This is a genomic window from Bradyrhizobium sp. SRS-191 (genome assembly GCF_024586915.1).
In the GTDB taxonomy this organism is placed as follows: domain Bacteria; phylum Pseudomonadota; class Alphaproteobacteria; order Rhizobiales; family Xanthobacteraceae; genus Bradyrhizobium.
Genome location: NZ_JANBVS010000002.1, coordinates 257,392 through 269,174, shown reverse-complemented (window position 1 = coordinate 269,174; position 11,783 = coordinate 257,392). Strand labels below are relative to the sequence as shown.

11 protein-coding genes are annotated in these 11,783 nt (G+C 66.7%); 4 read left to right on the top strand and 7 right to left on the bottom strand.

Annotated features, from left to right (window positions below):
• Nucleotides 1-17 precede the first annotated feature (17 nt).
• Together NLR35_RS05090 and NLR35_RS05085 are read right to left on the bottom strand one after the other, a co-directional pair.
• The gene (locus NLR35_RS05090) at nucleotides 18-1,199 is read right to left on the bottom strand and encodes an efflux RND transporter periplasmic adaptor subunit (protein ID WP_257165464.1); all 1,182 of its coding nucleotides are present in this window, start codon (nucleotides 1,197-1,199) and stop codon (nucleotides 18-20) included.
• 1,186 nt (nucleotides 1,200-2,385) lie between these two features.
• Nucleotides 2,386-2,943: a hypothetical protein gene (locus NLR35_RS05085; protein WP_257165463.1), complete on the bottom strand. Its 558-nt coding sequence runs from the start codon at nucleotides 2,941-2,943 to the stop codon at nucleotides 2,386-2,388.
• Nucleotides 2,944-3,117: 174 nt separating this feature from the next.
• On the opposite strand from NLR35_RS05085, the gene NLR35_RS05080 reads away from it, so the two are divergent.
• A complete protein-coding gene (locus tag NLR35_RS05080) occupies nucleotides 3,118-4,206 on the top strand; it encodes a dienelactone hydrolase family protein (protein WP_257165462.1) in 1,089 nt (362 codons plus the stop codon).
• A gap of 99 nt (nucleotides 4,207-4,305) precedes the next feature.
• Nucleotides 4,306-4,791 (top strand): hypothetical protein, encoded by a 486-nt coding sequence (locus NLR35_RS05075; RefSeq protein ID WP_306577252.1) that lies wholly within the window; start codon nucleotides 4,306-4,308, stop codon nucleotides 4,789-4,791.
• 324 nt (nucleotides 4,792-5,115) lie between these two features.
• Here the strand turns inward: NLR35_RS05075 and blaOXA are convergent, their stop codons facing one another.
• The 4 genes from blaOXA to NLR35_RS05055 form a co-directional block, all read right to left on the bottom strand.
• Nucleotides 5,116-5,934: an OXA-1091 family oxacillin-hydrolyzing class D beta-lactamase gene (blaOXA, locus tag NLR35_RS05070; RefSeq protein ID WP_257165460.1), complete on the bottom strand. Its 819-nt coding sequence runs from the start codon at nucleotides 5,932-5,934 to the stop codon at nucleotides 5,116-5,118.
• Between the two features lie 83 nt (nucleotides 5,935-6,017).
• Nucleotides 6,018-6,299 carry an EscU/YscU/HrcU family type III secretion system export apparatus switch protein gene (locus tag NLR35_RS05065; protein WP_257165459.1) on the bottom strand — a complete coding sequence of 94 codons (282 nt, stop codon included), beginning with the start codon at nucleotides 6,297-6,299 and terminating at the stop codon, nucleotides 6,018-6,020.
• Nucleotides 6,296-7,933 carry a flagellar hook-length control protein FliK gene (locus NLR35_RS05060; protein WP_257165458.1) on the bottom strand — a complete coding sequence of 546 codons (1,638 nt, stop codon included), beginning with the start codon at nucleotides 7,931-7,933 and terminating at the stop codon, nucleotides 6,296-6,298. The genes NLR35_RS05065 and NLR35_RS05060 overlap by 4 nt, the downstream gene beginning before the upstream one ends.
• A gap of 62 nt (nucleotides 7,934-7,995) precedes the next feature.
• A complete protein-coding gene (locus tag NLR35_RS05055; RefSeq protein ID WP_257165457.1) occupies nucleotides 7,996-8,778 on the bottom strand; it encodes an ATP12 family chaperone protein in 783 nt (260 codons plus the stop codon).
• A 90-nt stretch (nucleotides 8,779-8,868) separates the two neighbouring features.
• Between NLR35_RS05055 and NLR35_RS05050 the strand changes: the two genes are divergently transcribed.
• On the top strand, nucleotides 8,869-9,309 hold the full coding sequence (locus NLR35_RS05050) for a hypothetical protein (RefSeq protein WP_257165456.1): 441 nt from the start codon (nucleotides 8,869-8,871) through the stop codon (nucleotides 9,307-9,309).
• Nucleotides 9,310-9,312: 3 nt separating this feature from the next.
• Here NLR35_RS05050 and NLR35_RS05045 read toward each other — a convergent pair whose 3' ends face one another.
• Nucleotides 9,313-10,719 (bottom strand): RluA family pseudouridine synthase, encoded by a 1,407-nt coding sequence (locus NLR35_RS05045; RefSeq protein ID WP_257165455.1) that lies wholly within the window; start codon nucleotides 10,717-10,719, stop codon nucleotides 9,313-9,315.
• 106 nt (nucleotides 10,720-10,825) lie between these two features.
• Here NLR35_RS05045 and NLR35_RS05040 point away from each other — a divergent pair, with 106 nt between their 5' ends.
• The gene (locus NLR35_RS05040) at nucleotides 10,826-11,776 is read left to right on the top strand and encodes an alpha/beta hydrolase (protein WP_257165454.1); all 951 of its coding nucleotides are present in this window, start codon (nucleotides 10,826-10,828) and stop codon (nucleotides 11,774-11,776) included.
• The last annotated feature ends 7 nt before the right edge of the window (nucleotides 11,777-11,783 follow it).

The window sequence follows — 11,783 nt, the reverse complement described above, 5'->3', positions numbered from 1 at the left end:
CGGGCCGTGGGCCGGGTTCAGTTCGAAGCGGACGGCTTGTCGGCGCCGGCAGCCTTCCACGGCACCGGCGTGACCGCACTGCCCGGCCCGAACTTCTGGAAGCCATCGACCACGACCCGCCAGCCCGGCTTGAGACCATCCTCGATCAGCATGCCGCCATTGAGCGGACGGCCCAGACGCACCGGCTGCAGGTTCGCACGCCCCTCATCGTTGACGACGTAGACGGAGCTGCCGCCCGCCGTGGTTCGCTGTACGGCCTGAGCAGGCACGACGATGCCGTCGGCATCGATCGCCTCCTCGATCTGAACGCGGACATACATGCCCGGCAGCAGCTCGCCCTCGGGGTTTGGAAATTCACCGCGCAAGGTCACCTTCGCGGTACCGGGATCAACGCTCACGTCGGAGAACAGCAGCCGGCCCGCATGCTTGTACATCGAGCCGTCGTCGAACAGCAGACGAACCCGCGCGGCCTCGCGCGACACGCTCTTGAGGCGGCCTTCGGTCAGATCGCGCCGCAGCTGATTCAACTCGTCCACGGACTGTGTGAAGTCGGCATAGACGGGATCGAGCTGCTGGATGGTGGCCAGATGCGTCGTCTCGTTCGGATTGACCAGCGCGCCCTCGGTCACCAGCGCGCGGCCGATGCGGCCCGAGATCGGCGCCCGCACCGTCGCCCAATCAAGATTGAGTTGAGCCTGAGCAACAGCGGCCTTCTGCGCCGCGACGTCGGCCTGGGCCTGGCGCTCCGCGGCCACCGCCAGCTCATACTGCGCCTGGGTGGTCGCCTCGCCCTTCAAGAGGTTCTTCAAGCGATCCTCCTGCCGGTCCGCCTGATAGAGCACAGCCTCGGCCTTGGCGAGCGCCGCGCGCGCCTTCTCCAGCTCGACTTCGAACGGGGCCGGATCGATGCGGTAGAGCACCGCCCCGGCTTCGACCATGCCGCCCTGCTGAAAGCTGCGCTCGATGACGATGCCGCTGACGCGCGGGCGCACCTCTGCGATCCGCATCGAGGTAATGCGTCCCGGCAGGTCCTTCGTCAACGTCACCGGCGCGGAGACGAGACTGACGACACCGACCTCGGGAGCATTGGACGCCGCCGGCGCAGCTGCGCCGCCTTGGTCGCTGCAACCCGCAAGCGTGATGACAGACACAGCGCAGAACGCGGCACCAACGGAACGGATCAACTGCTCTCTTAACATGAAGCCCATCTAATAACGTCGACAGCGCGCTCAGCTCCCTGATGGTTGTCAGGTCGACCAGAGCGAACAACCGCCAGGCCCCCTGCCATCCAGGTCGTCGCTCACAACGTGGCGCGCCGTATACCACGGTCGCGAGCTGACGAATTTTCGTGCGGCGGTTACATAGGTGACTTGATAGCTCCCGGCCAGCTGCTTTCCTCAACAAAGACGTACCTGCGACAATGACGCCTGACTCTGGACCGCGATGGAGCGGGACAGCCCGCGCACTTTGTCGCGCCTCTTCCTCCAGAACAAAGCACGTGCCCGTAACGATTGAACGACGGCACGACGGGTGCAGATCAGTATCCGGCTGGCATTCGATCACTTTTTTCCGGGCGCTGCCTTCATCGGTTTCCGAAACACCTTCCGGAAGGATGGACTGCAACCTATGCGTTTTCGGATACATGACGCATCGAAGTTCGGCGGAGCAGATCACGGATCTTTTACTATCCGGCAGCGGGGTGCGATGGCACCGACCCGACGCCCGCACCGCCGAACCTCGTCACCTCCCGCAAGCCGAGGATTTCGACTTGCCGACCATCAGACGCGACTGAGCAGTCTCGCGGCACCTGACGCCCGAGTTTTGTCAGCAGGGACCTCTCCTTCGGAGAAGAGGCGCAGGGAAGACCGGGTATCGACTGACACCCGCGGTCCGCGTGCAGCAAATAAGCACGCGGCAGAACCACAGGTTCAGCCCAATATCCGGCCTTCCCTGCGCGACGGTTTGACGGATTATACGAGCTCTCCCCGGGGATCGGCTGTCTTGCCCCCGTCGCGAGCGGATCATCATCACCGCCCGCTTGGCATCCGCACCGAGATGCCAGGACCACACGATTTCACCGTCGCATCACTCCGTTCGTCGGCCCGATGGCGACACCAGGCTGCAGAGCGACGCGCCCATCGCATCTCCGGCTCGACGTTCGTGACGATCGCGAAACGTCCCTCTTCAGCGAACCGGGATGCGCGAGAATGTGAAGGTGATTTGCCCGACGTGACAAGGGATGCGTCCGCGACAAACTGGCACGACGGGCAAATCGTGCATGCGCATCATGCGGGGAATGCCCGTCGTGCGGGGTGCACGGCGGCACTTCCTGATCAGAAGACGGGGGGCGCTGATAACTTCGAGCTCAGCGGCACACGACCATCTTCACGATCGCTCGTCTTCCGGACGCAGCGGTGTTCGGTGCCAATCCAATTCCGTCAGCAAGCCCGCCGCGTCGACATCGAATTCGGCGCGATAGTAGTGCGCGTGCGCGCCGAGGGGTTCCACAGAACCTTCGCTGAAGCCAGACGCCAAAAGGACTTCCCTGAATATGTCGAGCGGCTCACCTTCGGCAAACAACTGATTGTGCCGATCCCAGACGACGGTCTGACCCGATCGAGGCGAATGAATCCAGATGTCATGGCGTCCATCGCTGGACAAGAACTCCCGGTACTTGCTCAAGAGAGCGTCGAGCTGATCCCGCGCAAGCTCTGGGCTCTGATAACGTCCCGGCTCGGCTTCGCCGCGGGGCGTATGCAGGACATAGAGCACGAAGAACGGTGGCGGAAGCGACGCGGTGAGCCGCTGCAACAGATCGGCCTGGTCGTTCGGCACGCTGAGAACGATCCGTAGCGCGCCGCTCGAACTCCTGCTCCGTTCGAAAACGGCCGGCGATGATTGCTCGAGCGCGACTCCGTCCACCATCAGTGAGAGCTTTTTCATGCGAACGTCTTCCAGCTATCGTGCACCTGCCGCGGCGCAGCAGGCTGCAAGCCGTCGAGCACGTTCTCCACTGCCGTCCGTATCCTCCCAGCGCGCCAAGGTTTGACATGGTCCGGCGGCGTCGTTCTACTCGTGTCATGAGCTGCGAGACAAGACGCAGCCAGGAGGACGGCCATGGAGCAACGCATCGGTGCCGCACCGGCGGTGTGTGCCACGCGCAGGAACGTCGGTCTCGCGCCCGCAAGACCCTCCGCCGCTGAACGACGGCCGCGCGCGATCGCTCGGGCCGTTGCGGCACTGCTTGCGGTGGTCGGTGTCGTGTTAACCGGCAGCGCTCACGCCCAGGGCATCACCAAGGACGTGCCGGCCCGGGTCGAGATGTATCCGATCCCTTCGCTCACGCTGTCCGACCGGCAGTTCCTCGCCGGCGACGACGGCGGCAAGCCGGTCACGGTGGCTGGCGAGCTGCGCGTGGCGCAGGGCAGCGGCCGGCTGCCGGTGGTCGTGCTGATGCATGGCTCTGGCGGCGTCGGCGCCAACATCGCGGCCTGGAGCCGCACCTTCAACGCCATGGGCATCTCGACCTTCGTGATCGACGGCTTCACCGGGCGCGGCATCACCGCCACCAGCACCAATCAGGCGCTGCTCGGCCGGCTCAATTTCATCATGGACATCTATCATTCGCTCGACGTGCTGGCGAAGCATCCGCGCGTCGATCCCGAGCGCATCGCGCTGATGGGTTTCTCGCGCGGTGGGCAGGCTGCCCTCTATGCCAGCCTGGCGCGTTTCCACAAGCGCTGGAACACCTCCGGGCTGCAATTCACCGCCTACATCCCGTTCTATCCGGATTGCTCCACGACCTATCGCGACGACACCGATGTTGTGGCGCGGCCGATCCGGATCTTTCATGGCGGGCCTGATGACTACAACCCGGTGCGGACCTGCAAGGCCTATGTCGAGCGACTCAAGGCTGCGGGGCGCGACGTCGAGCTGACCGAATATCCGGATTCACCGCATGGCTTCGATCTCGGCCTGCTCGGCGCCAACATGCTCGCTCTCGCTCCGAAGGCACAGACCGTGCGCAACTGCCGCATCGTCGAAGCCGACGGCGGCATGCTGATGAATGCCGAGACGCAGCAACCCTTCACCTATCAGGACGCCTGCGTCGAGCTCGATCCGCATGTCGGCGGCAACTCGGCCACCGCGGAAGCCGCGCGCCAGGCAGTGACAGACTTTCTGCGTACGCTGTTCAAGCTCTCGTGACCAAAATAGAACGATTTGGATCAATTTTTGAGGTGACGGATCGAACGTATCCGGTGTTCCTGCGTTGTCGCTCGCTTTTCGACGATGAAACGGAGCCCGATGATGCGCGCCTCTCGCCTTGCAATTCCCACTTTGCTCACCGCCCTCGCATTGGGGAGCGCAGCCCATGGCGCGCCCGCCTCGCCGTTTCGCGCGCTGGAGGGCGCCTGGACGGGCGGCGGCGTGATCAACCTGTCCGACGGCAACCAGGAGCGGCTGCGCTGTCGCGCCGCTTATGACGTCGGCGGCGCCGGCGAGCAGCTGCGGCTCAACATCCGCTGCGCCAGCGACAGCTACAATATCGACCTCTCCAGCGACGTCGCCTATCGCGGCGGCGAAATCTCGGGACAATGGACGGAGTCGAGCCACAACGCGTCCGGCACGATCGAGGGCCGCGCCGTTGGCAACCGCATCGAGGCCCAGGCGCGCGGCCAGACGTTCTCCGCCGGACTGGCGCTGACCACCAGCGGCAAGCGGCAGACGGTGTCGATCCGGCCCGCGGGGACGGACATCAAGGGCGTCGACCTGGAGCTGGCGCGGCGGTGACGAAGATGTAGGGTGGGCAAAGGCCCGCAGGCACGACGCATTGCGTCGTGCCGGGCACCGTGCCCACCGCGGTGTCTTGGTCTAGAAAGGGTGTCTTGGTCTAGAAAGATGGTGGGCACGGCGCGGGACACTGCCGCTCACAACTAACAACACGCCTCGCGCCTTTGCCCACGCTACGACACTTCATGCATGGCGGAGCACCGCTCTCCACTGTCATCGCGAGCGCAGCGAAGCAATCCAGACGATCTCCGCGGAAAGATCCTGGATTGCTTCGCTGCGCTCGCAAGGACGTGGTGGAGTGTCGCTTCCATCAGCGTCTCAATTTCAAATCGCCCCGACATCCTTCAGGCATGCCTGCGTCAGCGCCATGCGGGCTTCGACGTGGCGGGGTTCGGGGCAGTCCATGTTGAGCGCGAACACGGTGGGCTGGTCGCCCTTGTCGACCCAGCCGACCATCCAGCCGAGCGAGCCCTGCTCTTTTCCAAGCAATCCCGATTTGGCGTGAATCACGGCATCGCCGACCTTGGTGGTCGGAATGATGTCGCGCGTCAGATCCTGACTGCGCTTGGCGACGGTCAGCGCGCCGCGCCTGAGACGATCGACGAAATCGACCTGCTCGACCGGATCGATGCGGAGAGCACCGGTGAGCCAGAACTGATCGATGCCGCCGCCGATGTCGTGATTGCCGTAGTCGAGCTCCTCGAGATATTTCTGCATCCGCTCCGGCCCGATGCGGCGCGCGATCTCCTGATAGACCGGCACGGCCGAGACGGCGATCGCGCTGCGCAGAGTATGATCCTTGTTCCAGGCCTCGACCGGCCTGGTGACACCGTCCCACTTGAACACGTCCTTGTCGGGATCCTCGACGACGCCCGTCTCCAGCGCGATCAGCGAATTCGCGATCTTGAAGGTCGAAGCCGGCAGCTTGCCCTCATTGGAGCGATCGCTGTCGCTGGCAATAATCAGATACTCCTCCGGCTTGTAGGCGAGGAACGTGCCCTTGGTGCCGGCATCGGTGAAGCGTTGCGCGAGACTCGTCCGGAGCTCGTTGCGCGGCGGCGCGACATGGGCGAAGGCGCGCGCGGGCAGGAGGCTGGCGCCGGCCATCAGGCCAAGCGCATGGCGGCGGCTCATCATCGACATCGCGTCATCTCTCCGGCGAACTCCGCCCCTCCTATCACAGGGCGATCACGAGCGAAGCATCACGGAGATCACAATACGGCGCTCTAGCGCGCCGGCCGCGAGAGATTGAGTACGAACACCAGCACTTCGGCGACGGCCTTGTAGAGCTCCTCGGGGATCTCGTCGCCGAGCTCGACATTGGAGAGCGCGCCGGCCAGCACTTCGTTCTCCTCGATCGGGATGTCGTGCGCTTTGGCGACCTCGATGATCTTGGCGCCGATCGTGCCCTTGCCCTTGGCGACGACGCGCGGGGCGCCCTGGCCCTTGTCGTAATGCAGGGCGACGGCGAGCTGGGTCTTGTTGGCGGCCTTCACGTCGATGCTCATAGCGCGCGATCCAGGAAATGGCCGGCCTTGGGCGGCATCACCGCGGGTGGCGCACCGTCCTGCACGACGAGATCGCCGGGCGACAGCTCGGCGCGGCTGAGCGCCTGGCTCAAATCGGAGAGGCCTGCGCGTAGCCGCGCAGCGGTGACCGGGCGCTCGGCCCACATCCGCACCGAGGTGCGTTCGGCGTTGAAGGAGATCATCGCATGCACCGGACCGGCCGGCTCGACATCGAGCGAAAAGCGCGCGCGCCAGGTGCGTTTGGCGGCTTCAGGCGACTGCGTGCCGCCGTCGCGCGAGATCTCGAACTGCGCCATCGCCGTGCCTTGCGGAGTGGCGAACGGAATCTCGAAATTCCAGCGCGGCTGCGTCGCATCGTTGCGCGGGGCCGAGGCATCGGGGCGATCCGGCAGCGAGGCGACCTGCAGCAGGGTCTGGCGTGACAGCGCCTGGTCGGTCTCGTCGAGCAGGCGGTGGGCGATCGCCGGCAGCGGCGTGTCCTGATTGAGCGTCGGCGTCGCCACGTGCTGCGGCACCGGTGCGCCGCCACGGAACGGCGGCGGCGGCGTGTTGGTGCGGACGACGACCTCGCCGCGGCCGTTGCGGCCGGGAACGAGGCCGGCGGCGCGCGGGATCTGCTGCTGCGCCTCCTGCAGGACGGCCAGCACCGCGCCAGGGGTCAGCGACTGCGCCTTGGCGCCTGTCAGGCTCTCGAGCAGCGCCGAACCGGTGAAGCCGGGGGAAGCCGTGTCAGGCCGCGCCATGCCGGTGCCCCAGGGCTGGGCCGGCAGCTCGATGTCGATGTCTGGCACCAGCGACGGCGCGGCGTTCTGTTGCGCGGCCGCGGCGCGCCCCGCCTCCGACAGCACCGTGGCATAGGAGGCGCCGGGCTGCGGCGTCGACGCGGTGGTGCCGGAATCGACCGTCTGCAGCACGGTGGCCAGCGTCTGGCGCAGCACGATCAGGGCGGCCTTCAGGTCCGAAGGCGCCGATGCAATGCTGCCCTTGGCGAGCGAGGTTTCGAGAAACAGCCCGGAGTTCTGGACAGCGGTCCGAACATCGTCGGCCGTCAACGCGGCCGAAAGCGGCGTCTGCTGCGCCAGCACCTGGGAGACCGCGGCGCGCAGCGCGGGCGGCAGGTTCGGCGAGTCGGCGACCGCCTGGAGATCGGCGAACAACTGGCCCTGGCTCCCCTGCCGGGTCGCGGCCTCCTCGCTGGCGATCGAGACAGCGAGCCGCTCCAGCCCGGTCAACGGGTCCGGCGGCGGCGCCAAGGTCGGCGCGAGGCGGCCGGTGACATCGACGACGGTCGCGGCGGGAGTCGGCGTGCCACTGGTGCCGGAAGCCGTGCCCTGCCCGACGATCGCGAGCTGCAGCCCCTGCGCGGTCTGCGAGACCGCGACCTGCACGGACTGGCCGGCCTGCAGCGGCAGCTCGGTGGCGAGCTCCATCGACAGGTTTCCGATCGCGACCTGGACCAGGTTCTCGGCGAGCACCTGCTGCACCCTTGCGCTGACGAGCGCACCGGCCTGCAGGGTGGTGCCCGACGTCGCGGCCGGCGTCGCACTGGTCGCCGCAGTTCCCACGCTGCGGACGGCGCTCACGGAAGGCGGCGGGGTGACACTCTGGACCATGCGCGTACTCGGGTTACGCGCGGCAGACTAGCGGCTCGCCCTAAACCCGGCGTTAACCGGCCTCAGCTGGCGGCATCGACCGCCCCGAGGATGCGGACAGCAGCCAGGTAGTCGACCTGCTTGGCGGCGCGGCGGCTCATGGCCTCCTCGTCGGCGCCCCATTGCTCGATATTCCAGTCCTCATCGACATTGGCGGCGGCCCAGACCTGGTCGGCATCGCGGACACCATGAGCCAGCGCCAAGGCGAGCAGCGCCGAGCCGGTCACGGTCGTGACGACATGCGCGGCCGCGACAGCCCAGGGTCCGGTCGGCAGCGCGTCCCGTGCCGCCTGCACGGCAGCGTCCGGCTGGGTCACATGCATGATGCCCTCAGACAGGATGAAATGCGCGCCGAGCATATCCCGCGCCCAATCGAGCACCGGGTCCCAATGCGCCGCTTCGCTAGCCACGAGCCCCTCGGGATGGCCGGCGCGATAGAACAGCAGGTCCGACTTGAGGTATTTTGCGATGTCCTCGCGGACGTCGTCCACGCGGTCGACCACCGACTGAACGACGCTGTTGGCGAACCGCGTCAGCGGCATGGTCGCGGGATCGATGGTCTCGCCCTGCGCGCCCCACTCCGCGGCCACCGCCTCCGCCAGCTCCCTTGCAGGAATGACGACGACCCGGCCCGAGGGCGTGCGGATCGGCCGGCCGTCGAGCGTCACGTGATGGCCGCCTTCGGCCTCAGTCGTGCCGGCCTCCTTGTAGAAGCGCTTGCGCTGCGGCGTCCGCATCGCCTGGCGCGCCGCCTCCTGCGGATCGGACTTGCCCTGGCCGACCACCTCGTCAAACAGCTCACGCATCGGAATTCCAGCCCTCTTGCAGGGAAGATCATACGGGATGGGTTGTTTGCGCGGTAGATAAGGCCTGATCGACCGAAATGCGAGCCGCCGATGCGCCTCCTGCTCTTCGCCCTCCTCCTGCTCGGCAGCGCCATGCCCGCCGCCGCCGGCTTCCGCACACCGGAATCGCTGGTGCGCAACGTCTATGCGTATTACGGCCAGGGATCACCGGAGCTCTCGGCCGGCCTGCCGCGCACGTCCGAGGCGGCGGCGCAGTTCTTCGATCCCAGCCTTGCCAAGGACTGGACGGCGCCGCGGCGCGAGCCCTACGATTTCCTGGTGCAGAGCCCGCGCTGGAAGCTCGGCCCGGTCGCGATCGCGATCCTGCGCAAGCAGTTCGACAAGACCTATGTCGCGGCCAGCTTCGACAACCAGGGCCGGCGCGTGACGATGAACTTCATCGTGGTCAAAGGGCCGGACGGCTGGGTCATCCTCGATGTCGAGACCCCGCACGACTCGCTGCGACTGTTCCTGGAGCAGTTCAGGAAGTGAGGCTCACTCCTCCGGAGCGTTCTCGATCGGGTCGAAGCGGTCGTGCTCGAGGCCGAGCAGGTTCCAGGATTGCAGCATGTGCGGCGGCAGCGGCGCGGTGGCGTCGATGACCCCGCCGCGCGGATGCGGGATGACGATGCGGCGGGCCAGCAGGTGCAGCCGGTTCTGCAGGCCGCCGGGCAGCGACCAGTTCTCGATGTTGAAATATTTGGGATCGCCGACGATGGGATGGCCGATATGGGCCATGTGCGCGCGCAGCTGATGGGTGCGCCCGGTCACCGGCTTCAGCGACACCCAGGCGAGCTTGTTGGCGGAGGCCTCGACCACGGCGTAGTAGGTCACGGCATGGCTGGCGCCCTCGTCGCCATGGGCGGCGACGCGCATGATGGTGTCTTCCTCGCTCTCCTCCTTGGCGAGATAGGTCGAGATGCGGCCCTGCTTCGGCTTCGGCACGCCGGCGACCAGCGCCCAATAGACTTTGCGCGCCGAGCGATGGCGGAAGGCGCCGGTCAGATGCGTCGCGGCGAAGCGGGTCTTGGCGATCAGGAGACAGCCGGAGGTCTCGCGGTCGATACGGTGCACGAGCCGCGGCTTCTGGCCCTTGGCATCGCGCATCACCTCGAGCATCTGGTCGATGTGCCGCGTCATGCCGGAGCCGCCCTGCACCGCAAGGCCCGCGGGCTTGTTGAGGACGAGCACGTCGTCGTCCTCATACAGCGTCATCGCCTTCAGGCTGTCGAGGGTCTTCTGCTCGGCCTCCGACAGCACGCCCGCGACCTTCGGCGCATCGAGCTTGAGCGGCGGAATGCGGACCGTCTGGCCTTCCTCCAGGCGGTCCTTGGAGTCGGCGCGCTTGCCGTTTACCCGCAGCTCGCCTTTGCGGACGATGCGCTGGATATGGGAAAAGGACAGCCCGGGAAAGCGCGCTTCCAAGAAGCGGTCGACGCGCATGTTGTTCTCGTCGGCAGAGACCACGACGGTCTGCACCTTGGTCGGCAGCACGGTCGTTTCAGGCTCGGCCTTTTTCGGCGGTGGCACTTCGGCGGGCTTGCGCTGAGGACGGTCGGCGCCGACGCGTGCGGGCTTGCCGGCGGCAGCGCGCTTGCCGCGCGGCTCAAAGCTCTCGCGCCGGTCCTCGCGCTCGCCACGCGGCGCGCGAACGCGATTCTCCTTGCCGCGTGCGAACTCGCTGCGCGGTCCCGCCTCGCGCTCTCCGCCGAAACGTTCACGGCGCGGGCGCTCGCCCTCGGTCCGCGTGCTTGGCTCTCGCTTCGCCGATTCGCGCTTGGCGGCCGCGCCGGTGCTGCGCGCAGCCTCGCTCTTGGGCCGCTCGCTTTTGGGCCGCTCGCTCTTGCGGCGGTCGGTCGGGCGGTCGGATCGGGTCTGGGTTCGCTTGATGCGGCGGCTCATGAACGGTGCCTATCGCAAAAGCCCCTGCCAGTCACGGCGAAATCACGATAAATCGGCCTGGCAACGCGCTACCTTGCACGAATCGGATGCGATCGGAGCTGACCTGATGATGCTGACGAGACTGGCTTTGACGATCCTGACGACCGCGCTGGCGCTCGGCGCCGCACAGGCGCAGCAGAGCCCGATGCCCGACGACATCGCCTGGAAGCTGATCGAGATCGGCCGCGCCATCGACCCGCCGAAGACGGCGGCGATCTACGCGCCGCTACAGGCCAGGGAACCCTATGCCGGCGTGAAGGTCCAGCGCGACATCCGCTACGGCACGGCCGAGCGCAATCTGCTCGATGTCTTCACGCCGGAGACCGCGGCGGCTGCGCCGCGCCCGATCCTGATCTTCGTGCATGGCGGCGCATTCATCGGCGGCAACAAGCGCACCACGCCGGACAGCCCGTTCTACGACAACATCATGCTGTGGGCCGTGAAGAACGGCTTCGTCGGCATCAACATCACCTACCGCCTGGCGCCGAAATTCCCCTGGCCCGCGGGCGTCGAGGACGTTGCCAGCGCCGTGCAATGGGCGGCGGCGCATGCCGCCGAGAACGGCGGCGATCCGGCGCGCATCTTTTTGATGGGGCACTCCGCCGGAGCGGTACACGTCGCGACCTATGTGGCGCATCCCGAATTCCACAAGGTCGGCGGCGGTGGCCTGGCCGGCGCGATCATGGCCTCCGGCGTCTACGACCTCACGGCAACACCGCTCGGCGACCAGGAGATGGCCTATTTCGGCATCGATCCCTCGCGCTTCAAGGAGCGCTCCTCGCTATCAGGCCTGCAAGCCTCGTCGCTGCCGCTGATGATCGCCTCCGCCGAGATGGACCCGCCGCGCTTCGTCGAGCAGTTCGACCTGCTGAAGCAGGCCGCGTGCAAGCGGCCATCCGGCTGCGCCCGTGCGGTGATGTTGCCGCAGCACAGTCATATGTCGGAGGTGTATTCGATCAACACTGACGACGACCGGCTGACGCGGGAGATTGCGGAGTTCGTGCAGACGGGGAAGTAGTTCGCGC

What these genes read in the sequence shown, in the direction of transcription:
- NLR35_RS05045 (WP_257165455.1), bottom strand. Translation starts at nt 10,719, where the DNA reads ATGAGCCGCCGCATCAAGCGAACCCAGACCCGATCCGACCGCCCGACC.
- NLR35_RS05040 (WP_257165454.1), top strand. Translation starts at nt 10,826, where the DNA reads ATGATGCTGACGAGACTGGCTTTGACGATCCTGACGACCGCGCTGGCG.
- NLR35_RS05060 (WP_257165458.1), bottom strand. Translation starts at nt 7,933, where the DNA reads ATGGTCCAGAGTGTCACCCCGCCGCCTTCCGTGAGCGCCGTCCGCAGC.
- blaOXA (WP_257165460.1), bottom strand. Translation starts at nt 5,934, where the DNA reads ATGTCGATGATGAGCCGCCGCCATGCGCTTGGCCTGATGGCCGGCGCC.
- NLR35_RS05065 (WP_257165459.1), bottom strand. Translation starts at nt 6,299, where the DNA reads ATGAGCATCGACGTGAAGGCCGCCAACAAGACCCAGCTCGCCGTCGCC.
- NLR35_RS05075 (WP_306577252.1), top strand. Translation starts at nt 4,306, where the DNA reads ATGATGCGCGCCTCTCGCCTTGCAATTCCCACTTTGCTCACCGCCCTC.
- NLR35_RS05080 (WP_257165462.1), top strand. Translation starts at nt 3,118, where the DNA reads ATGGAGCAACGCATCGGTGCCGCACCGGCGGTGTGTGCCACGCGCAGG.
- NLR35_RS05090 (WP_257165464.1), bottom strand. Translation starts at nt 1,199, where the DNA reads ATGTTAAGAGAGCAGTTGATCCGTTCCGTTGGTGCCGCGTTCTGCGCT.
- NLR35_RS05050 (WP_257165456.1), top strand. Translation starts at nt 8,869, where the DNA reads ATGCGCCTCCTGCTCTTCGCCCTCCTCCTGCTCGGCAGCGCCATGCCC.
- NLR35_RS05085 (WP_257165463.1), bottom strand. Translation starts at nt 2,943, where the DNA reads ATGAAAAAGCTCTCACTGATGGTGGACGGAGTCGCGCTCGAGCAATCA.
- NLR35_RS05055 (WP_257165457.1), bottom strand. Translation starts at nt 8,778, where the DNA reads ATGCGTGAGCTGTTTGACGAGGTGGTCGGCCAGGGCAAGTCCGATCCG.